This window comes from Caballeronia sp. LZ008, from assembly GCF_031451435.1.
Taxonomy (GTDB): Bacteria; Pseudomonadota; Gammaproteobacteria; order Burkholderiales; family Burkholderiaceae; genus Caballeronia; species Caballeronia zhejiangensis.
In genome coordinates this window covers 467,658-488,041 of sequence record NZ_JARUXK010000002.1, presented here as the reverse complement: position 1 = coordinate 488,041, position 20,384 = coordinate 467,658, and the positions used below count along the sequence as shown (strand labels likewise).

The 20,384-nt window shown below is 63.7% G+C and carries 19 protein-coding genes and 1 pseudogene; 15 read left to right on the top strand and 5 right to left on the bottom strand.

Going from position 1 to position 20,384, the window contains the following annotated elements; all coding sequences use genetic code 11:
- Positions 1–110: 110 nt before the first annotated feature.
- The 10 genes and pseudogenes from atzF (at position 111) to QCE49_RS16565 (ending at position 10,238) form a co-directional block, all read left to right on the top strand.
- Entirely contained in the window at positions 111–1,943 is a 1,833-nt protein-coding gene (gene atzF, locus QCE49_RS16610) for an allophanate hydrolase (RefSeq protein ID WP_250456938.1), read from the top strand.
- Entirely contained in the window at positions 1,940–3,037 is a 1,098-nt protein-coding gene (locus tag QCE49_RS16605; protein ID WP_008346678.1) for a BMP family ABC transporter substrate-binding protein, read from the top strand. Before atzF ends, QCE49_RS16605 begins: the two co-directional genes overlap by 4 nt.
- A 22-nt stretch (positions 3,038–3,059) precedes the next feature.
- A complete protein-coding gene (locus QCE49_RS16600) occupies positions 3,060–4,175 on the top strand; it encodes an ABC transporter permease (protein WP_250456937.1) in 1,116 nt (371 codons plus the stop codon).
- A pseudogene (locus QCE49_RS16595) lies at positions 4,168–5,094 on the top strand (ABC transporter permease). The gene QCE49_RS16600 and the pseudogene QCE49_RS16595 overlap by 8 nt, the downstream one beginning before the upstream one ends.
- A gap of 25 nt (positions 5,095–5,119) precedes the next feature.
- Positions 5,120–5,812, top strand: a complete 693-nt coding sequence (locus QCE49_RS16590) for a cysteine hydrolase family protein (protein WP_008346673.1) — start codon at positions 5,120–5,122, stop codon at positions 5,810–5,812.
- Positions 5,813–5,814: 2 nt separating this feature from the next.
- The gene (locus QCE49_RS16585; protein WP_250456935.1) at positions 5,815–7,410 is read left to right on the top strand and encodes an ABC transporter ATP-binding protein; all 1,596 of its coding nucleotides are present in this window, start codon (positions 5,815–5,817) and stop codon (positions 7,408–7,410) included.
- 14 nt (positions 7,411–7,424) lie between these two features.
- Positions 7,425–8,423, top strand: a complete 999-nt coding sequence (locus QCE49_RS16580) for a formamidase (RefSeq protein ID WP_250456934.1) — start codon at positions 7,425–7,427, stop codon at positions 8,421–8,423.
- Positions 8,424–8,427: 4 nt separating this feature from the next.
- Entirely contained in the window at positions 8,428–9,087 is a 660-nt protein-coding gene (locus QCE49_RS16575; protein WP_250456933.1) for a cysteine hydrolase family protein, read from the top strand.
- Positions 9,087–9,485: an oxalurate catabolism protein HpxZ gene (gene hpxZ, locus QCE49_RS16570; RefSeq protein WP_250456932.1), complete on the top strand. Its 399-nt coding sequence runs from the start codon at positions 9,087–9,089 to the stop codon at positions 9,483–9,485. The genes QCE49_RS16575 and hpxZ overlap by 1 nt, the downstream gene beginning before the upstream one ends.
- 57 nt (positions 9,486–9,542) lie before the next feature.
- The gene (locus QCE49_RS16565; RefSeq protein WP_008346667.1) at positions 9,543–10,238 is read left to right on the top strand and encodes a GntR family transcriptional regulator; all 696 of its coding nucleotides are present in this window, start codon (positions 9,543–9,545) and stop codon (positions 10,236–10,238) included.
- A gap of 73 nt (positions 10,239–10,311) precedes the next feature.
- On the opposite strand, the gene QCE49_RS16560 is transcribed toward QCE49_RS16565, so the two are convergent.
- The 4 genes from QCE49_RS16560 to QCE49_RS16545 form a co-directional block, all read right to left on the bottom strand.
- Positions 10,312–11,166, bottom strand: coding sequence for a YsnF/AvaK domain-containing protein (locus QCE49_RS16560; protein ID WP_250437263.1), 855 nt, complete (start codon positions 11,164–11,166; stop codon positions 10,312–10,314).
- Between the two features lie 89 nt (positions 11,167–11,255).
- A complete protein-coding gene (locus tag QCE49_RS16555; protein ID WP_250456931.1) occupies positions 11,256–11,717 on the bottom strand; it encodes a YsnF/AvaK domain-containing protein in 462 nt (153 codons plus the stop codon).
- A 44-nt stretch (positions 11,718–11,761) separates the two neighbouring features.
- Entirely contained in the window at positions 11,762–12,490 is a 729-nt protein-coding gene (locus tag QCE49_RS16550) for a YrzE family protein (protein ID WP_250456930.1), read from the bottom strand.
- Between the two features lie 261 nt (positions 12,491–12,751).
- Entirely contained in the window at positions 12,752–13,474 is a 723-nt protein-coding gene (locus QCE49_RS16545) for a sulfite exporter TauE/SafE family protein (protein ID WP_008346663.1), read from the bottom strand.
- 222 nt (positions 13,475–13,696) lie between these two features.
- On the opposite strand from QCE49_RS16545, the gene QCE49_RS16540 reads away from it, so the two are divergent.
- Entirely contained in the window at positions 13,697–15,364 is a 1,668-nt protein-coding gene (locus tag QCE49_RS16540) for a Na/Pi cotransporter family protein (RefSeq protein WP_008346662.1), read from the top strand.
- A 6-nt stretch (positions 15,365–15,370) separates the two neighbouring features.
- On the opposite strand, the gene QCE49_RS16535 is transcribed toward QCE49_RS16540, so the two are convergent.
- Positions 15,371–16,150 (bottom strand): DeoR/GlpR family DNA-binding transcription regulator, encoded by a 780-nt coding sequence (locus QCE49_RS16535; RefSeq protein ID WP_008346661.1) that lies wholly within the window; start codon positions 16,148–16,150, stop codon positions 15,371–15,373.
- A 182-nt stretch (positions 16,151–16,332) separates the two neighbouring features.
- On the opposite strand from QCE49_RS16535, the gene QCE49_RS16530 reads away from it, so the two are divergent.
- From QCE49_RS16530 to QCE49_RS16515, 4 genes are read left to right on the top strand one after another with little or no spacing between them, the layout of a single operon-like run.
- Positions 16,333–17,451: an ABC transporter substrate-binding protein gene (locus tag QCE49_RS16530; protein ID WP_175981664.1), complete on the top strand. Its 1,119-nt coding sequence runs from the start codon at positions 16,333–16,335 to the stop codon at positions 17,449–17,451.
- Positions 17,452–17,467: 16 nt separating this feature from the next.
- Complete coding sequence (locus tag QCE49_RS16525) at positions 17,468–18,406, top strand: ABC transporter permease subunit (RefSeq protein WP_175981666.1); 939 nt, start codon at positions 17,468–17,470, stop codon at positions 18,404–18,406.
- 20 nt (positions 18,407–18,426) lie between these two features.
- On the top strand, positions 18,427–19,218 hold the full coding sequence (locus QCE49_RS16520) for an ABC transporter permease (RefSeq protein ID WP_250441451.1): 792 nt from the start codon (positions 18,427–18,429) through the stop codon (positions 19,216–19,218).
- Between the two features lie 19 nt (positions 19,219–19,237).
- Positions 19,238–20,308 (top strand): ABC transporter ATP-binding protein, encoded by a 1,071-nt coding sequence (locus tag QCE49_RS16515; RefSeq protein WP_008346656.1) that lies wholly within the window; start codon positions 19,238–19,240, stop codon positions 20,306–20,308.
- The last annotated feature ends 76 nt before the right edge of the window (positions 20,309–20,384 follow it).

Here is a 20,384-nt window from a genome sequence, read left to right as displayed (position 1 = left end):
CCGGTCGCCGCAAGTCGCGACGCTGATGCCAAATCGTTGATTTAACGGCGGAATCTGTCACTGGCACGGACAGTGCATTGTGCGTTCAACTTGTATTCAAGATTGAACTCATGAACGCGACCGCATCTGCCGACGATCACGCACCGTTCACCGTTCGCGCACTTCTCGATGCATACGCGCGCGGCGATACCGACCCGCAGCGAATCGCCGTAGCGACGCTTGCTCATATCGAAGCGAGTGATCGCCCGGAAGCATGGACGCTCGTCGTTCCGGCAGCGGATCTGCAAACGACGGCAGCGTCGCTTGCACGCGAGCTCGCCGAAGCCGGACCCGCGATCTTCGAGCGCAAGCCTTTATTCGGCGTGCCGTTCGCGGTGAAGGACAACATCGACATTGCGGGCTTGCCGACGACCGCCGCATGTCCGGCGTTCGCCTATACGCCCGGCGAAACGGCGTTCGCCGTGCAGCGCTTGATCGATGCGGGCGCGATGCTCATCGGCAAGACGAATCTCGATCAGTTCGCGACCGGGCTCGTCGGCACGCGCTCGCCGCATGGCGCCGTGCGACAAGTTAGTCATCCGGAATATGTGTCGGGCGGATCGAGCTCCGGTTCGGCGGTGACGGTGGCGCAGGGCATCGTCGCGTTTTCGCTCGGCACCGATACCGCCGGTTCGGGCCGCGTGCCGGCGGGTTTCAACGGCATCGTCGGATTGAAGCCGTCGCTGGGGCTCGTCAGCAAGCGCGGGGTCGTGCCCGCGTGCAAGAGTCTCGATACGCTATCGATCTTCGCGCACGACGTCGCCGATGCCTGGATCGTGCTGCAGCAGATGGTCACTTTCGATGCGCTCGACGGTTATTCGCGCCGCGTCGCAGCGCTCGGCTTGCTGCCGGATGCGCCGCGCGTCGCAATTCCCGACACGCTGGAATTCTTCGGCGACACGCACGCGGCCGACGCCTTCGCGGCGACGCTGGATCGTCTGCAACTCGAACCCGCGACGTTTCCCTTCGCGCCGATGCAACGCGCGGCCGCGTTGCTGTACGACGGTCCGTGGGTCGCGGAACGCCGCGCGGCGCTGGGCGATTTCTTCGTCACGAACCGCGATGACATCGATCCGACCGTAGCGAAAGTGATCGGCAAGGCCGACGCATTCTCCGCCGCCGACGCATTCAACGCGCAATACGAACTCACGCTGCTGAAGCGGGAGGCGGAAGCGTTGTTCAAAACGTTCGACATCCTGATCGTTCCGACGACGCCGACGCATCCGACCATCGCGCAAGTGCAGGCGAACCCGGTCGAAGTGAACAGCCGTCTCGGCGTCTATACGAACTTCGTCAATCTGCTCGACCTGTGCGCGCTCGCCGTGCCGGGACCGCCGCGCGCCGATGGCTTGCCCGCGGGCATCACGCTCATCGGGCCAGCGGGCGCGGATCGGAGACTCGCGGCATTGGGCGCGAAGATTCAGGCACTTTCCGATGCCAGCATCGATCCGCTGCCGATCCAGGAGCCAAGCATCGAGCTCGCCGTAGTCGGCGCACATCTGCGCGGCATGCCGCTCGAATGGCAGATGAAGCAGGCGGGCGCGCGGTTCATCGAAGAAACGATGACGTCGCCGCACTACACGCTCTACGCATTAGCCGATACGCAGCCGCCGAAGCCCGGACTCGTGCGCACCGAAAACGAGGGTGCCGCGATCGCCATCGAGATATGGGAGATGCCTATGCGGACCTTCGGCGCATTCGTCGCGGCGATTCCCGCGCCGCTCGGTATCGGCACGGTCACGACCGCCGATGGCCGCATCGTCAAAGGCTTCATCTGCGAACCGGCCGCCGTCGCGCCGGACAGCGGCGCACGCGACATCACTTCCTTCGGCGGCTGGCGCGCGTATCGGCACAGCCTCGTCTCTTCATCCAGCGATCAACTCAAACAGGAAGCTACATCATGACCAATCGCCGCCAGTTCATCCAAGGCGCGGGCGCGCTCGCGCTCGGCAGCGCGCTGCCCTTCGATCTCGCCTTCGGCGCAAGCAATCTCACCGTCGGCGTGATCTATGTCGGCGCGAAGGGCGATTACGGCTATAACCAGGCGCAGGCTCAGGCCGCCGCGATCATCAAGAAGATGCCGGGCGTGAAGGTGGTGGAGGAAGAGAACGTGCCCGAGACCGTGGCCGTGCAAAAGACGATGGAAGCGATGATCGAACAGGACGGCGCGACGCTCATCTTCGCGACTTCGTTCGGCTATTTCGATCCGCATGTGCTGAAGATGGCCGCGAAGTATCCAAAGGTCCGCTTCGCGCATTGCGGCGGTTTGTGGAAGCAGGGCAATCCGCCGAATATCGCGAGCTACTTCGGCTATATCGATGAATGTCAGTACCTCAACGGCGTCGTCGCTGGACACGTGAGCAAGAGCAAGAAGCTCGGTTTCGTCGCCGCCAAGCCGATTCCACAAGTGCTGCGCAATATCAATGCGTTCACGCTCGGCGCGCAATCGGTGGATCCGTCTATCACCACGCACGTCATCTTCACCGGCGACTGGTCGATGCCGGTCAAGGAAGCCGAAGCGGCCAACAGTCTCGTCGATCAGGGATGCGATGTGCTGACCTGTCACGTCGACGGTCCGAAGGTCGTCATCGAAACGGCGGAGAAGCGCGGCGCGATGAGTTGCGGCTATCACGCGAGTCAGGCCGCGCTTGCGCCGAAGGGTTATCTGACGGGCGCGGAATGGGACTGGGCGACGCCTTTCAAGGAACTCGTCACGGATGCGCAGACCAGCAAGCCGCAGCCCAACATTCTGCGCGGCGGCCTGAAGGAAGGCTTCGTGAAGATGTCGCCCTACGGCGCGAAAGTCACGGCCGATGCGAAGTCCAATGCCGACGCCATCAAGACGAAGATGGCCGCGGGCGATTACGTGATCTTCAAAGGCCCGATGAAGGACAACAAGGGCGGCAGTGCCATCGCATCGGGCACGGCTTACGCGCAGACGGATATCAAGCTGGAAAGCATGAACTATCTCGTCGCGGGCGTCGTCGGGCAGATCTGATTCATTCCTTCGCGGAGCCGGCATGCGTTCCTATCCTCTGTTACCGCGCGTGGCGCTGGGCGCATTGCCCGCTTTGCCGACGTTGTGCGCGCTCATCGGCACGCTGGTGCTGTTCTCGCTATTCCTGCTCGTGCAGGGCCAGCCCGCCGACGATGCGCTCGTGCTGATCGCGCAAGGCGCATTCGGCTCGTCGTTCGCGTGGCAGAGCACGTTGCTGCGCGCCGCGCCGCTGATGCTCACCGCGTTGTGCGTCGCGTTGCCTGCGCAGGTCGGGCTGATCGTGATCGGTGGCGAAGGCGCGCTCGCGCTCGGCGGACTCGCATCGGCGGTCGTGGCGACGGTCGTGCCTGCCGCGATGCCGTGGTTCGTCGTCGCTCCGTTGATGGCGCTCACCGGCATGATCGCGGGCGGCGTGTGGATCGGCGCGGTCGGCGCAATGCGGCAACTGCGCGGCGTCAACGAGACGATCAGCAGTCTGTTGATGTCGTATATCGCGATTGCATTGTTCAAGCATCTCGTCGAAGGACCGTTGCGCGATCCCGCGAGTCTCAACAAGCCTTCGACGCCGCCCGTTCCCGACGCGTTCTCGATCGGTTCGTTGCCGGGTCTCGATGTGCATTGGGGCTTGTTCTGGGGGGCGCTCGCGTGCGTCGCGGCATGGGTCTTCGTGCGCCACAGCACCAAAGGCTTCGCGATGCGCATCGCGGGCGGCAACAACCATGCGGCGAAGCTCGTCGGGCTGCCGGTGAACAAGCTCGCGATCGCGGCCTGCGCGATGGGCGGCGCGGCGGCCGGTCTCGCGGGCATGTTCGAAGTCGCGGCGGTGCAGGGCAGCGCGAACGCATCGCTGCTGGCGGGTTACGGCTATGCGGGGATTCTCGTGGCGTTCGCGGCGCGTCAGAACCCGTTGGCGATCATTCTGTGCGCGGTGCTCGTCGGCGGTATCGAAGCGAGCGGTTCGCTTCTGCAACGCCGCCTGGGTCTGCCCGATGCCACCACGCTCGTCCTGCAAGGTCTGCTCTTTGCCAACCTGCTCGCGTGGGAAGCGATGGGCGGTCGTCTCGCGGCGTGGCGCATCAGGCTGCAGGCGATGACCGTCGCGCGCTCGTCGGTTCGACTGGAGGGCACTCATGTTTGACGCACATTCACCCGTCGCGGTGCTGCTGCTGTCGTTGTTCGCGGGCGCCATCCGCGTGAGCACGCCGTATTTGTTCGTGAGCATCGGCGAATGTCTGACGGAGAAGGGCGGGCGCGTCAATCTCGGCCTCGAAGGCATTCTCGTATCCGGCGCGATGACCGGTTATGCGGCCGCGTATCTGTCCGGCTCGCCGTGGCTCGGCGTGCTCGCGGCCGGCTGCGCGGGGTTGCTGCTCGGCTGCCTGCACGGTCTCGAGTGCTCGTAGCCGCGCGTGTCGGACATCTCGTTCGGCATCGCGCTGATGCTGGACGGCACCGGCCTCGCGTTCTATCTCGGCAAGCCGTTCATCGAGCCGCAAGCGCCGATGTTGTCATCGATCGATCTCGGTGCTTGGGCTTCGTCGCCGCAGTTGCATAACGCGTTGCATGTCAATCCGCTCTTCATCATCGGCGTCGCGCTGGCGTTCGCGTTGCAATGGGGCTTGCGACATACGCGTTGGGGCATGGCTTTGCGTCTCGTCGGCGAGAACGCGGAAAGCGCCCGCGCGATGGGTTATCCGATCACGCGCGTTCGCATTCTCGCGACGACGGTCGGCGGCTTCTTCGCGGGCGTAGGCGGCGCGTATCTGTCGCTGGTGTACCCCGGAAGCTGGAACGAAGGCTTGTCGAGCGGACAAGGCCTGATGGCCGTCGCGCTCGTCATCTTCGCGCGCTGGCAGCCGTTGCGATACCTGTGGGCCGCGCTGATCTTCGGCGCAGCGGGCGCGCTCGGACCCGCGTTGCAGGCCATCGGCGTGACGAGCGGTTACTACCTTTTCAATGCGGCGCCTTACGTCCTCACCCTCGTCATCATGATCGTCAATTGCCGTCCCGACCGCACGCTCGCGGGTGCGCCCGGCGAACTGAGTCTCACGCGTTGAACCCTATTTTCATGGAGTCGAACACATGAGCCGCTTCATCGAAGCACGTCCCTATCCGTGGCCCTACGACGGCAATCTGCGGCCGGAGAACACCGCGCTCGTCATCATCGACATGCAGACCGACTTTTGCGGCATCGGCGGTTATGTCGACAAGATGGGCTATGACCTCTCGATGACGCGCGCGCCCATCGAACCGATCAGGAACGTGCTCACGCTGATGCGCGAGCAAGGCTTCACGATCATTCATACGCGCGAAGGGCACCGTCCCGATCTGTCGGATTTGCCCGCCAACAAGCGATGGAGAAGCCGTCGCGCGGGCACGAACGGCATCGGCATCGGCGATGAAGGACCCTGCGGCAAGATACTCGTGCGCGGCGAACCGGGCTGGGAAATCATCGATGAACTGAAGCCGATCGAAGGCGAGATCGTCATCGACAAGCCAGGCAAAGGCTCGTTCTGCGCAACGGACCTCGAAATGGTATTGCGCACGCGCGGCATCGTGAATCTGGTGCTCACGGGCATCACGACCGATGTCTGCGTTCACACGACGATGCGCGAAGCGAACGATCGCGGCTTCGAATGCACCATTCTCGCGGATTGTTGCGGCGCGACCGATCAGGGCAACCACGACGCCGCGCTCAACATGGTGCTGATGCAGGGCGGCGTATTCGGCACGGTATCGGATTCGAAGGCTTTGCTCGCGACGCTGGGACGCTGACCATGAACGCACCGACCAAAGCGATGAGCGTGGAAGTGCTCGGCGCGACGAAGCGTTTCGGCGCTTTCACCGCGCTCGACGACGTGACGCTCAAAGTGCGCGCGGGCACCGTGCATGCGCTGCTCGGCGAAAACGGCGCGGGCAAGAGTACGCTCGTGAAAGGGCTCGTCGGTTATGGCGTGCTCGATCACGGCGAGATCATCGCGGATGCGCGGCAGGTGAGAATCGCGTCGCCGCGCGATGCACAGGCGCTCGGCATCGGCATGGTGTATCAGCATTTCACGCTGGCGGCGGGCTTGTCGGTCGAAGAGAATTTGCTGCTCGCGCGCGGGCGATTGCCGTGGAAGATCGACTGGCCGAAGGAACGTGCCGCGCTCGATGCATTCATGCGTTCGATGCCCTTTCGTCTGCCTCTCGATGCGCCCGTCGCCGGTCTCGCCGCAGGAGAAAAGCAGAAGCTCGAGATTCTGAAACAGCTTTATTTGCAGCAGCGTTTCCTCATTCTCGATGAACCCACGTCCGTGCTCACGCCGCAGGAAGCAGACGAAGTGCTCGGCCTGATGCGCGATCTCGCCACGCGCGGCGAGCTGACCGTGTTGATGATCACGCACAAGTTCCGTGAAGTGATGGCGTATGCCGACGACGTGACCGTGTTGCGCAAGGGCAGGCTCGTCGGGACGAGCGCGGTCGCGGATACGAGCCGCGACAAGCTCGCCGCGTGGATGATGGGCGGTGAATCCGCGAAGCAGGACGATCCCGAACTCGCCGGAATGCAGCCCGGACGCAAGCCGCTCGATGCGGCTTCGCCCGTGCGTCTCGCGCTGTCCAGTCTCAACGTCGTCGATGATCGTGGACATCGGGCGGTGCGCGATGTTTCGCTCAGCGTGAAGTCGGGCGAGATACTCGGCATCGCGGGCGTATCGGGCAACGGGCAGAAGGAACTGATCGAAGCGCTCGTCGGCCAGCGCCGCGTGCAAAGCGGTGAAATGCACATGCATGGCGAGCCATACCGCGCGACGCGTGAAGAGATGACGCGGCTGCGCGTATTTGCGCTCCCCGAAGAACCGCTGCGCAATGCGTGCGTCGCGAACATGAGCATCGCGGACAACCTCGCCTTGCGCGACTTCGACCGTGCGCCGATGAAGCGTCACGGCTGGCGTCTCGATCGCCGTGCGATGCGCGGACGCGCCGAACGTCTCATCGCCGAATTCAACGTGAAACCGCCGGTGCCGGCGCGCGCCATCGGCACGTTGTCGGGCGGCAACGTGCAGCGCGCCGTGCTCGCGCGCGAGCTCGGGCAAGCGGTGGATGTGCTGATCGTCGCGAATCCCGTATTCGGACTCGACTTCGCATCGGTCGCGGACATCCACGCGCGCATTCTCGCCGCACGCGATGCAGGCGCCGCAGTGCTGCTCGTCAGCGAAGACCTCGATGAACTGCTGGAACTGGCGGATCGCATCGCGGTGATCGCGGAAGGGCGGCTGGTACACGAAACGGCTGCGAGCGGCGCGGATCGCGTCGCGTTGGGAAGACACATGGCGGGTCATGTCGAAAGCGCCACGCGCGCTGCGTCAGAGCCGCTCGCCGTTCACGCATAAAGGAGCAAGGAAGAATGAGTTCGAGCGGTCTCGGTGGATTGAACAAGTCGCCGCAAGGCATCGTCGTGGGTCTCGTGCAGTTGCAGAATCCGGCTGTCGCCACCCCGGAGCAACTGGCCGCGCAGACACGGCGCATCGTCGAACTGATCGGCAAGGCGCGCCGCAACAATCCGTCGATGGATCTGGTCGTGTTTCCCGAATACATGCTGCACGGCCTGTCGATGGATACGAACGATGCCATCATGTGCTCGCTCGACGGTCCCGAAGTGGCCGCGTTCAAGGCGGCGTGCATCGAGCATCGCATCTGGGGATGCTTCTCCATCATGGAGCGCAATCCAGGCGGCAATCCCTATAACAGCGGGATCATCATCGACGATCGGGGCGAGGTGCAACTCTACTATCGCAAGATGCATCCGTGGGTGCCGGTCGAGCCGTGGGAGCCGGGCAATCTCGGCGTGCCGGTGTGCATCGGGCCGAAGGGCGCGAAGCTCTCGCTCATCATCTGTCATGACGGCATGTTTCCGGAGATGGCGCGCGAAGCCGCTTACAAGGGCGCGGAAATCATCTTGCGCACTGCGGGCTATACCGCGCCCATTCGCCATGCCTGGCAAATCACCAATCAGTCGAACGCATTCCAGAATCTCGCGCAGACCGCGAGCGTGTGTCTGTGCGGCAGCGACGGCACGTTCGACTCGATGGGCGAAGGCATGTTCTGCGATTTCGACGGCACGGTGTTGGTCGAAGGCAGTCATCGCCCGGATGAGATCATCACCTGTGAAATGCGCCCCGATCTCGTGCGCGAAGCCCGCATTCACTGGGGCGTCGAAAACAACATCTATCAGTTCGGACATCGCGGCTATGTCGCCGTGAAGGGCGGCGCGCAGGATTGTCCGTACACGTTCATGCAGGACATGGTGCGTGGCGAATATCGTCTGACGTGGGAGGACGAAGTCGTCGTGAAAGACGGGACGTCATGCGGTTTTTCGAAACCCGAACGCCGATACGAGGGCTGACGCCATGCCTACCCTGACCCGCGCCCGGCCGTCTCCGTTCACGTTCGAAGTAGCGCATACGGCGTTGATCGTCATCGACATGCAGCGCGACTTCGTGGAGCCGGGCGGCTTCGGCGAAGCGCTCGGCAACGATGTGTCGCTGCTGACGTCGATCGTGCCGACCGTCGCGCAGCTGATCGAACATGCGCGCGATCGCGGCTGGCTCGTCGTGCATACGCGCGAATCGCACGCGCCCGATCTCTCCGATTGTCCGGATGCGAAGCGGCTGCGCGGCGCGCCACGAGCGCGCATCGGCGATATGGGACCGATGGGCCGCATTCTCGTTCGCGGCGAACCGGGCAACGCCATCGTCGATGCGGTCGCGCCCATTACGGGCGAGATCGTCATCGACAAGCCCGGCAAAGGCGCCTTTTACGCAACGCGCCTCGGCGAAGAGCTTGCGCGATGCGGCATCACGCATCTCGTGTTCGCAGGCGTCACGACCGAAGTATGCGTGCAGACGAGCATGCGCGAAGCGAACGATCGCGGCTACGAATGCGTGCTGATAGAAGACGCGACGGCGAGCTACATACCGTCGTTCAAGACTGCGACCATCGAGATGATTCGCTCGCAGGGCGGCATCGTCGGATGGACGGCCACGCTCGCCGATGTGCTGGAGAATTGATGGAACTGAATCGTCCGGAAACGGTGGCTGAAGTCGAGCGCGCGTTCATCGCCTATGAGAAGGCGCTCGTCGATAACGATGTGGCTACCATGAACGCGCTCTTCTGGCACGCGCCGGAAACGGTACGATACGGCATCGCCGAAGTGCAGCATGGCGGCGATGAAATTCGCCGCTGGCGCGAGACGTGCGCGCCGGTGCCGCGTTCGCGGCGTTTGCATCGAACGGTGGTGACGACTTTCGGCACGGATTACGCTTCGGTCAGCACCGAATTCACGAGCGATGCCACGCCTTTGCTCGGACGTCAGATGCAGACGTGGGCGCGCATCGGCCATGCATCGAATGCGTTCGCGGAGTGGACCATCGTCGCGGCGCACGTGAGCCTGATCGAAACGCCCTGAAGAGGCATTACACGGAGACATCGAATCAACTCGCCCAAACTCACGGAGCGCAGTGCCGTGCGCGCCATTCAGAGCGCCAATCCGCTTGCCGAGCAGGTTTATCAGCAGTTGAAGCAGGACATCTTCAGCTTTCGCCTGTTTCCCGGCGACCGCTTCTCGGAGACCGACATCGCGCAATACTACGGGGTGTCGCGTACGCCGATGCGCGACGCGCTGTTCCGCCTGCTGCGCGAAGGCTATCTCGAAGTCGGTTTCAGGCGTGGCTGGAAGGTGTCGGAGATCAACTTCGCGCAGCTCGATCAGTTGTATGACTTGCGAATCGTGCTGGAGACCGCATCGCTCGACAAACTCGCGAGCAGCGCGCCACCGCATCCGGAAGTGGATGCGCTCAAGTCGGTGTGGTGCGTTTCGCCCGATGCGCAGGAAAGCGATCCCGTCGCGATGTTTCGCCTGGACGAGGACTTTCACCGCGGACTCGTGCGCGCAAGCGGCAACGGCGAGATGCTGCGCGTGCATAACGAAGTGACGGAGCGCATCCGCATCGTGCGGCGGCTGGATTTCTTGAAGCCGCATCGCACTAGCGCAACTTACGACGAGCACGCGAAAATGCTGCGCTTCATCGATCGCGGCAAGTGCGGCGAAGCGGCGATGCTGCTGCGCGCGCATATCACGCAAAGCAAGCTGGAAGTGCGCAAGATCACCGTTTCCATGCTGACGGAAGCGCGCGACCGCAAGCTGCCTTTCGTCGACTGAGCGAACGGGAATGTAGCGGACGCAGACGTGCGGAATCAGCCGCTCCACAGGGAGCGGCCGTTCTCACTACGCGTTACAGCGGCGTCTTTTTCGCCGGCGGAACCGCGCCGTCGGCTACGTCCCGGTTGCCTGCCGTCCGCTCGACTTCCACTTCGGTACCGCGCACCGTGTCGTGAATGGTTTCGGTGCGGTTCGTTTCTTCCTTGCCGACGACCACTTCCTCGACCACGCGCGCCGTCTTCGCCACGACGGGCTGCTCGGCCGTTTCCCTGATCTCGACGAAGCCCTCCTTCAGATCCGCCACCGTCGCCGGACGATCCACCGGCCGACGCTCGATGTTCGCGTGTTCTTCACGCAGATTCACCGATTCGCTCACCGGCGTTTCGGTCACCCGCGAATAGACGCGCACGCCGCCCGTCTGCACTTCGCGCTTGCCGACTTCGACGGATTCCTTCACGACGGGAAAGGCCTGCCGTTCAGCGGCGATCTCATCGGCCGTATAAGCCGGCGCATTGCGGTCATAGCCGCTATAGCCCGTGCTGCGCCATTGCTCGACGCGCGTGTCGATGTCGATGGCGCCGGCTGCATAGAGCGCGTCGCGCACGCGTTCGATCGACGATTCGTCGATCACATCCACCGTCAAGAGCGCGCCGCCGCGACGGACCGCTTCGTGATAGTGGCCGATTTCCTCGGGCTGATCGTGATCGCCGAACAGGTTCTTGAAGAAGTGCTCGATGCGCGCCATCGCGCCTTCGTGATGCTCGCCGGCGGGACGGTCGGTGGCATCGCCGGACACGGACGCGGACGCGCTCATATCGTTCGCATGCACGTTCATATTCGTGCGGGCGACGCCTTCCGTTTCGAGGCGCGTCTGAGCAAGTTCCGCGTCCTGAAGCGTATTGAATACACCGATGATGGTCTGGCTCATTGCATTATCTCCGTGAGAGTGATTCGGGTATCGAGAGGTGCGCCGGTCCATATGCGCAACGGCCGTTCCCGCCTCGGGTGCGGGTGAATCTAGCCGGCATCCGGATCGGGCTTCCACTTGCCGCTCGTGCCTTCGCGGCGTTCGACCACCAATTCTTCGGAGTTCAGAAGAACCTGGTGGACGACGTCCTGTTGCGTCTCTCGCGTCGTCACATGCACCTCTTCTTTCAACGTGAGCTGCATGCGAACGACCGGCACGTATTCGTACACAGGAATGATGAGCGTGTCGCCTTCGCGACGCGGCTCGGCACGTTCCTCGACCGGACGATTCACGGCCACGCGCCTGACTTCCACCTTTTCGGCGCTCAGGCGCATGGTGACCGGCTGCATCTCTTCATGCACCACCTTGCGAACGCGCACGGCGCCGGTCTCCGTCCGCTTCACGTCGACGGACAATTCTTCCTGCACGGCGGAAAGCCGGAGCGCGTCGGACGTGCCGGACGAGTCCGCGTTCGTCGCGTTCGGGGTCGTGGGCTTGTCATCGGCGCTCATCGGCGTCTCCGTTGAAGCGTGGTCAGGTCGTCGGCCGGGCGCGCTCAAAGGCGGGCGCCTGCCTGCACGGTGCGATTGCGAGGGGCCGCGTTCTTGCGATCCAGCGCGGAGCCGCCGCCTTCCTCGACCGGCGGCTGATGACGAAAGCCCGCGCCGCCCGAAACGATCGCGATGATCGCGCCGACGACGAGCGCCGCGAACGAGAACCAGCTTGCGCGAGCGACGCCACGCGCGGCGGTGTCGGCGGCCCGGCGCGCGTTCTGTTCGGCATCCGGAGAGGATGCAGCCGACGCCGCCGATGCCATCGCCGCCTGCACTTGCTGCTTCGCGGAGTCGATGAGCTGATTGTTCCCGCCCGCCTGATTCGCGGCGGTCGCGCCGGCTTGTGCGCCGACTTGCGCGGTGGTTGCGACGATGCTGCCGGCCGTGCTCACCGCGCCCGTAATCAGCGAGGTCATGCCGAACACGACGAGCAGCGTCATCACCGCCCATGACAGCAGACCGTGGAGCCATCCGAGGACGGGCGCGCAGCGTCCGGCGTAATAGGAGCCGACGAAAACCGCGAGCACGGTCGTGACGATTACCCATACGCCCGAGCCGAAACCGAAGCCGTGCAACGTATCGGGCTTCGACAACGGCGACAGGAGCGATGCGCCGATCGCCGTGCCGAGCACGCTCATGATGAGATAGACGATCATCGAAAGGATGACGCCCGCGATGATCGAACCCCACGACAGGCGCGGCAGGCCTTCTTGAGTAGTAAGCAGTTTCATGATGTCTCCAGGAAGAGTTGCGGCGTCGATGCGCGCGGCACTGATGCGCAAGCGCTGTGCCGCGCGCAAGTTTTGAATCGGCGCGTAAATGCGAGTGATTCAGACGCCGCCTGATCGATGGATCCGCCTGCTCGGGGCGTCACTTCGCGGCGGGAGGGAAGCGTGGGTCAGTGGAGCAGAGCACGAGAGACGTATGACTTGCGGGAATGCGATGGGATTTGCATCGGGCGCAGGCGCTGGTTCACCGCGACGCACTTCACTTCAGCGGACTGCGGCCCATAGCAATGACACACCCGACGACACCATCAGCGCATCGACGATGAACCGGAAGGTGTTAGCGGACATGCGCGCGACGATCCCGCGCGCGCAAAACGTGCCTGCCATGATCGCCGCGCCGGTAATCAACCCTTGAGCGACTACTTGAGCGGGCAGGGCGCCGAACTGCTGAAAGGCCGCGACTTTCGCACCGTAGACGATCAGCGAACCGGTAGCTTCGGTCGCGAGAAACGCGCCCTTCACAAGGCCGTAGTTCATGAAAACCGGCACGGTGATCGGTCCGGTCGAAACGACGATGCCCGTCAGGAAGCCGACCGGTGCGCCAATCAGCGCGAGCTGGAAGAGCGAGAGGCGCATGGCCCGGCGGGCGAGCCATCGGCGCGTGGGCACCATCGCGATAAAGAAGAGACCAAGCGCGAGCTCGACCGCGTGCGGCGGGAGCGCAAGCAGCGTGTGAACCCCTAATATCGCGCCGGGCGCGGCTGTCGCGCCATAGGCAATGGAAGCTTTCCAGTCGATCTCGCGCCACCAGGACAGGACCTTGCCGAGATTGCCCATGATCGCGGCGATGGCCATGATCGGAACGGCCTGCTGCGGGCCGTAGATGAGCACGAGCACGGGCATCAACAGCATCGACGAGCCGGTGCCGATCACGCCGCTCAAAACACCCGCCATCCAACCCACGCTCAATACGATCAGGTATCCCATCGAGGTCTCCATGCGCCAGCGCCGATTCTAGCCGCGGACGCGAAACCCGCGAGACGCTGGTTTCAAGCGGATGCGCGAGGTGCGGCATGCACGCAACGCCGCATTGCATGGAAGATTGACTTCACTCAATTGCCGTGGGAACTGTGTAACACTATTGTCACAATCCAATTTTCGACAGCCTGGCGTCAGCGTCACGTCCATTCAAAGGGAAATCGATTCGCCGTGCTGGTTCTTCTCAATCTGCTCTCTGGCGTCGCCCTCCTGGTTTGGGGCTCTCATATCGTTCGCACCGGCATTCTCCGCGTGCTCGGCGCCGATCTCCGCGCCATTTTGGGCCGTAGCACCGGCAGCAAGACGCGCGCATTTCTGGCGGGCATCGGCGTGACGAGCCTCGTGCAGAGTAGCAACGCCACAGCCGTCATCATTACATCGTTCGCCGCGCAGGGACTGGTGCCGCTCGCGGCCGGGCTAACGGTTCTGCTCGGCGCGGATGTCGGCACCGCGTTGATGGCGCGAGTGCTGACGCTCGACCTGTCATGGCTTTCGCCGATCCTGATCCTGTTCGGCGTGCCGCTTTTCCTGACCCGCAAGCAGACGCGGGCGGGGCAGGTGGGCCGAACCATCATCGGACTCGGATTGATTCTGCTGGCGCTGCATCTCATCGTCGAAGCGGCTCAGCCGATGATGCAGGGCGCCGGCGTCAGGGTCATGTTCGGCGCGCTCACAGGCGACACGATGCTCGACGCGCTCGTGGGCGCGGGCTTCGCGATGCTCTCGTATTCGAGCCTCGCCGCAGTCCTGTTGACGGCGACACTGGCGTCGTCGGGCGTCATCTCGCTGAAGGTCGCCTTGTGCCTCGTCGTCGGCGCGAATCTGGGCAGCGGGCTCCTGGCGCTCTTGAACGCGCTGCCGCAGAACGCGGCAGCACGGCGTCTTTCCGCTGGCAGCTTCGCATTCAAACTGGCCGGCGCGATCATCATTCTGCCTTTCGCATCGCTGCTCGCACGCGGATTGCCGGTTCTGATCGCCAATCCGCGCGAAGCCGTAGTCGGTTTCCATGTGATCTACAACACCGTGCGCTGCTGCGCGTGTCTCGCCCTCGTCGAACGGGTCGCTGCGATCAGCCGGCGTTTGCTGCCGGATCGCACGGTCGCGACCGGCGAGTTGCGCCCGCTGTACCTGGATCCGGCAGGCCTCGTGACGCCGAGCCTCGCGCTGGCGAATGCTTCGCGTGAAGTGCTTCGCATCGGCGACATCGTGCGCGTCATGCTCGATAACGTCGCCGATCTGCTGAGACGCAATGATCTCGCCGTCGCCCGCGAAACCATGCGCATGGACGACGACGTCGACCAGCTCTACGCGGAAGTGAAAAGCTATCTGACGCTGATCTCCCGCGAGCAGCTCGACGAGGCGGAAAGCCGTCGCTGGACGGACATCATTTCGCTGACGATCAATCTCGAGCATGCGGGAGACATCATCGAGCGAATCGTCAGTGATATCGAAGAGAAGAAAATCTCGCAACGGCTCGCGTTCTCGGAACAGGGCCTGGGCGAACTCGACGATCTGCATGCGCGGCTCATCAGTAACCTGCGGCTCGGATTGTCGGTGTTTCTCAACAACGATCTGCGATGCGCCGAGCAGTTGCTGGCCGAGAAGGAACGCTTTCGCGATCTGGAGCGCGCCTACTCGCACAAGCATCTGGACCGGCTGGCGGGACAAAGCTCGCGCAGCGTGGAAACCAGCGCGCTGCACCTGGATCTCATCGGCAATATGAAACGGCTGAACTCGCTCTTCTGTTCGACGGCGTATCCCGTGCTCGATGCGGCGGGCGCGCTGCATGACACGCGTCTGCGCAAGCGCTCGCTCGACACGCTGCACGTCAAGGAATGACGCAGCTCACGCAAGCACCAGGTCGCCCACTGTCTTCTTGAGCGCGCGCAAATCCGCGGCCTCGCCGGACTTGCGATCGGTCACGAGAACGTCGATGTCGCGAGGCGCGCAAAACGTGATGCGGCTGCGCTGGCCGATCTTGCTGTGATCGGCGAGGATCGCGACGCGGTCCGCATTCTCGACCATCGCCCGGGCAATCTCGGCTTCTGCACGATCGAAGTTGCTCGCCCCGTGCCGCTGATCGATGCCGACAGGCGAGAGCATCGCCAGATCGGCGCGGTATCGCCGGATGTCGAGCACGGTCGTCGCGCCCGTCGTGGCCGCCGCGCGCTCGCTGAGCATGCCGCCGAGCAGGATGACTTCGTTCATCGCGCGCACGCGCTCATGCGGTCCCGATGTGCCGCGCAACCGCAGCGCGACATCGACCGAATTCGTGACGATGGTGAGATTGGCGAGCTTCGCAAGCTCGTCCGCGAGGATGGCGGTCGTGGTTCCGGCATCGACGAATACGGTTTGCCCGGCGTGAACGATGCCGATTGCCGCCCGCGCGATGGCCGACTTCGCGCGCACGTTCGCGCGGGCGCGTTCGGCGATGGGCGCCTCGTCGCTCGACGGGACGGCGCCGCCATGCACGCGCCGTAGCGCACCCGCCTGCTCCAGATCGAGCAAGTCGCGGCGCACCGTTTCGCGCGACACGGAAAGCTCCGCCATGATCCTCTCGTTCGAGACACGGCCGAGCATCGACAGGAGCGCGCGTATGCGCTGATGACGGTCTTTCTGCCACATAGGGAATGCTCGATGGTGGAAGCAACAATGAGAATTGCGCTGGCACGCTGTTGTTCAGCTTACATCCGTCATAAGCGAAAGTTGTACTTTTTTGGCAGCTTGCAAATTTGAGGATTTGAAACTAGCCTGCATCAGCAATCGGCGGTTCTCTTCAACGCACTACCTTCCTTTCGGGAACAGCGATGACGATGAAGCGTATCTGGGCGGGCCGTCTCCTTTCGATCTCCACGGCAGCGGGACTCGCGGCGGGCGGCATCGACGCCGCATCGGCCGCGCCATCCGAGGCGCTCGTGGCCGCCGCGAAGCAGGAAGGACAGTTGACCACGATCGCGTTGCCGCACGACTGGTGCGGATACGGCGCGCTGATCGACACGTTCCAGAAGAAGTACGGCATCCACGTCAACGAGCTGAATCCGGATGCGGGCTCGGGCGACGAGATCGAAGCGATCAAGGCCAACAAGGGCAACAAGGGTCCGCAAGCGCCGGATGTGATCGATGTCGGCCTGTCGTTCGGTCCGTCCGCGAAGAAGGAAGGCTTGTTGCAGCCTTACAAGGTGTCGACGTGGGATTCGATCCCGGCTGCGTCGAAGGATGCGGAAGGCTACTGGTACGGCGACTACTACGGCGTGCTCGCGTTCGAAGTCAACGCGGACATGATCGACAAGCCGCCGTCCGATTGGGGCGATCTGCTCAAGTCCGACTATCGCAACGCGGTCTCGCTCGCGGGCGACCCGCGTTCGGCCAATCAGGCGATTCAGGCTGTCCATGCGGCGGGCCTTTCGCAGACGAAGGGTGACGCGTCGAAGGCCGACCAGGCGGGCCTCAAGTTCTTCGCCGATCTGAACAAGAGCGGCAACTTCGTGCCGGTGATCGGCAAGGCCGCGTCGCTCGCGCAGGGGACGACGCCGATCATCGTGCGCTGGGATTACAACGCGCTTGCCGATCGCGACACGCTCAAAGGCAATCCGAAAGTGCAGGTGATCGTGCCGAAGACGGGCGTCGTCGCGGGCGTCTATGTGCAGGCGATCAGCGCCTACGCACCGCATCCGAACGCCGCGAAATTGTGGATGGAATTCCTTTACTCCGACGAAGGGCAACTCGGCTGGCTGGCCGGATACTGCCATCCGATGCGCTATAACGAGCTGGTCGCGCAGAAGAAAGTGCCGCAGGCGCTGCTTGCCAAACTGCCGCCGGCATCGGCTTACAGCAACGCCGTGTTCCCGACGCTCGAACAGCAAAACGCCACGAAGGACGCCGTCACCAAAGGCTGGGATCAGGTCGTCGGCGCGAACGTGAAGTAGCCGCGAGTTCGCCGGAATGAGCGCATCTCCGCAGCCAGGCGCTTCGGGCCCGGATCTGCTGACGCCGGCCGCGCCCGCGCCGCAGTCCGGCCCCGCCCGCGCGAGCCGCGGCGCGGGCTGGCTCACGTATGCGGGCGTCGCGCCATTCTTTGCGTTCGCGCTGCTGTTTCTGTTGTTGCCCACCGCCTTTCTGATGATCGGCGCGTTTCAGGATGCGCAGGGACGCTTCACGCTGGCGAATCTTCGCGAACTGTTTCAGCCCGCCGTGCTCGATGCCTACTGGATCAGCGTGAAGGTGAGCGTGGCATCCGCCGCCGGCGGGACGCTGTTCGGCGCGTTGCTCGCCTGGGCAGCGGTGCATGGCCGGCTGCCGGCGTGGATCCGTCCGACGCTCATGACGTTCTCGGGCGTCGCGTCCAACTTCGCGGGCGTGCCGCTCGCGTTCGCATTCATCTGCACGTTGGGACGCGTGGGCCTCGTCACGGTGCTGGCGCGCAAATACCTCGGCGTCAATCTGTATTCGACCGGCTTCAGCATCCTCAGCTTCGTCGGGCTGACCATTACCTACCTGTACTTCCAGATTCCGTTGATGGTCCTCATCATCACGCCCGCGCTCGACGGTCTCAAACGCGAGTGGCGCGAAGCGTGCGACTGTCTCGGCGGCACGGCCGCGCAGTACTGGCGATACGTCGGTTTGCCGGTCCTGTGGCCGAGCGTGCTCGGCGCGGCGCTGCTGCTCTTCGCCAACGCGTTCGGCGCAGTGGCCACGGCCTATGCGCTGACGGGCAGCTCGCTCAACATCGTGCCGATTCTGCTGTATGCGCAGATTCGCGGCGACGTGCTGCATAACCAGAACCTCGGCTATGCGCTCGCGCTCGGCATGATCGTGGTCACCGGCTTGTCCAACGGCGGCTACATCTGGTTGCGCGCGAGGGCCGAAAGGGGACGCGCATGAAGACGCGCATGAAGACGCACATGAAGACGCAATCGCGCGCGGGCGCCTGGATCGCGATGATCGTCGGCACGATGTATTTTGTGATTCCGCTCGCCGCCACCTTCGAATTCAGCCTGCGGATGCGCCGCGACGCTTACAGCTTCGACGCGTATCGCGTCGTTCTCGGCGATCCGCGTTTTCAGGCTTCGTTCGGCTACTCGGTGCTCATGGGCCTGCTCACCATCGTGATCGGCGTGCTGCTCGTCGTGCCGACCGCGTACTGGGTGCAATTGCGTCTGCCGAAGCTGCGGCCCGTCGTCGAGTTCATCACTTTGCTGCCGCTCGTGATACCGGCCATCGTGATCGTGTTCGGTTATCTGCGCATCTATAACAGCAGTTCCATCCTGCCGCTCACCGGCAACGAGCGCGCGACCGATCTGCTGCTCGTCTTCGGCTACGTCACGCTGTCGTTACCGTACATGTACCGCGCCGTCGATGCGGGCATGCGCGCCGTCGACGTCCGCTCGCTGACCGAAGCCGCCGAATGTCTCGGCGCCGGCTGGACGACGATCCTTTTCCGCGTGATCTTTCCCAACGTGCGCTCGGGCATTCTGTCCGGCGCGTTCCTGACGTTCGCCGTCGTCATCGGCGAATTCACGATCGCGAGCCTGCTGGACCGTCCGGCGTTCGGACCTTATCTGCAACTGATCGGCGCGAATCGCGCATACGAGCCCTCGGCGCTGGCGATCATCGCGTTCGTCGTCACATGGGCATCGATGGGCCTGATCCAGGTGTTCGGATCGGCGCGCGCACTGGCCGGCCATAAAACCTGAGCCGACGAGGCCGCGACTTATGCCATTTCTCGAAATCGACGATCTTCACAAAACGTTCGGGCCGAACGTCGCGCTGCATCGGTTCGACATGACGATCGAGCAGGGCGAATTCATCACGTTTCTCGGTCCGTCGGGTTGCGGCAAGACGACGGTGCTGCGCATGATCGCCGGATTCGAAACGCCCACGCGCGGCACGATCCGTCTGAATGGACGCAACGTCACGCACATGCGTACGCGCGACCGCGCCGTCGGCATGGTGTTTCAGGCCTATGCGCTTTTCCCGAACATGACGGTGGCGCAGAACATCGGCTTCGCGTTGAAGGTCGCGAAGCGTTCGCAGAAGGAGATCGACGCGCGCGTCGCCGAGATGCTCGAACTCATCAAGCTGCCGCAACTCGCCGCGCGTTATCCGTGGCAATTGTCGGGCGGACAGCAACAGCGCGTGGCGCTGGCGCGCGCGCTCGCGAGCAAGCCGCAGGTGCTGTTGCTCGACGAACCGCTGTCCGCGCTCGACGCGAAAATCCGCGTGTCATTACGCGAGGACATTCGGGCGCTGCAGCGCGAGCTCGGCATTACATCGATTTTCGTGACGCACGATCAGGAAGAGGCGTTGTCGATCTCCGACCGCATCGTCGTGATGAACGACGGGCGCGTGGAACAGATCGGCTCGCCGCTCGACATCTACAATTTTCCGCGCACGCGCTTCGTCGCATCGTTCGTCGGGACGCTGAACATTCTCGCCGGGCGCGTGATCGATCCCGGAAGCGGGCGCATCGCGGTCGATGGTCAGGAGCTCGTGACGTCGCGCCCACTGCCGCCGGATGATGCCGGCAAGGAACGATTGCTGGCGCTGCGCCCCGAAGCGATCATCCTGGAGCCGCCGTCGAACGGACGGAATTCGCTCGCGGCCACCGTCGAGCAGATCAGCTTTCTCGGCGCCGTGGTGCGCATTCGTGCGCGGGTCAGCAACGCGGTCGTATCGCTCGATGTCTTCAACGATCCCAACAGGACCCTGCCGGAGCGCGGGCAGCCGGTAGCGCTCGGGTTTTCTCACGACAACCTTCTCGTGCTCGATGAAAATGCGCGCTAGCTTTGCAATGCGAGGAGCAGTTGCCCACGCAGATCGGCAATCCGGCGCGCGCGGGTTATCGATTGCGCGCGCCGCG

Coding starts and splice junctions, on each gene's coding strand:
- atzF (WP_250456938.1), top strand. CDS start 111: ATGAACGCGACCGCATCTGCCGACGATCACGCACCGTTCACCGTTCGC.
- QCE49_RS16555 (WP_250456931.1), bottom strand. CDS start 11,717: ATGAGCGCCGATGACAAGCCCACGACCCCGAACGCGACGAACGCGGAC.
- QCE49_RS16520 (WP_250441451.1), top strand. CDS start 18,427: ATGAAGACGCAATCGCGCGCGGGCGCCTGGATCGCGATGATCGTCGGC.
- QCE49_RS16575 (WP_250456933.1), top strand. CDS start 8,428: ATGCCTACCCTGACCCGCGCCCGGCCGTCTCCGTTCACGTTCGAAGTA.
- QCE49_RS16600 (WP_250456937.1), top strand. CDS start 3,060: ATGCGTTCCTATCCTCTGTTACCGCGCGTGGCGCTGGGCGCATTGCCC.
- QCE49_RS16515 (WP_008346656.1), top strand. CDS start 19,238: ATGCCATTTCTCGAAATCGACGATCTTCACAAAACGTTCGGGCCGAAC.
- QCE49_RS16560 (WP_250437263.1), bottom strand. CDS start 11,166: ATGAGCCAGACCATCATCGGTGTATTCAATACGCTTCAGGACGCGGAA.
- QCE49_RS16535 (WP_008346661.1), bottom strand. CDS start 16,150: ATGTGGCAGAAAGACCGTCATCAGCGCATACGCGCGCTCCTGTCGATG.
- QCE49_RS16530 (WP_175981664.1), top strand. CDS start 16,333: ATGACGATGAAGCGTATCTGGGCGGGCCGTCTCCTTTCGATCTCCACG.
- QCE49_RS16545 (WP_008346663.1), bottom strand. CDS start 13,474: ATGGGATACCTGATCGTATTGAGCGTGGGTTGGATGGCGGGTGTTTTG.
- QCE49_RS16605 (WP_008346678.1), top strand. CDS start 1,940: ATGACCAATCGCCGCCAGTTCATCCAAGGCGCGGGCGCGCTCGCGCTC.
- hpxZ (WP_250456932.1), top strand. CDS start 9,087: ATGGAACTGAATCGTCCGGAAACGGTGGCTGAAGTCGAGCGCGCGTTC.
- QCE49_RS16590 (WP_008346673.1), top strand. CDS start 5,120: ATGAGCCGCTTCATCGAAGCACGTCCCTATCCGTGGCCCTACGACGGC.
- QCE49_RS16580 (WP_250456934.1), top strand. CDS start 7,425: ATGAGTTCGAGCGGTCTCGGTGGATTGAACAAGTCGCCGCAAGGCATC.
- QCE49_RS16585 (WP_250456935.1), top strand. CDS start 5,815: ATGAACGCACCGACCAAAGCGATGAGCGTGGAAGTGCTCGGCGCGACG.
- QCE49_RS16525 (WP_175981666.1), top strand. CDS start 17,468: ATGAGCGCATCTCCGCAGCCAGGCGCTTCGGGCCCGGATCTGCTGACG.
- QCE49_RS16550 (WP_250456930.1), bottom strand. CDS start 12,490: ATGAAACTGCTTACTACTCAAGAAGGCCTGCCGCGCCTGTCGTGGGGT.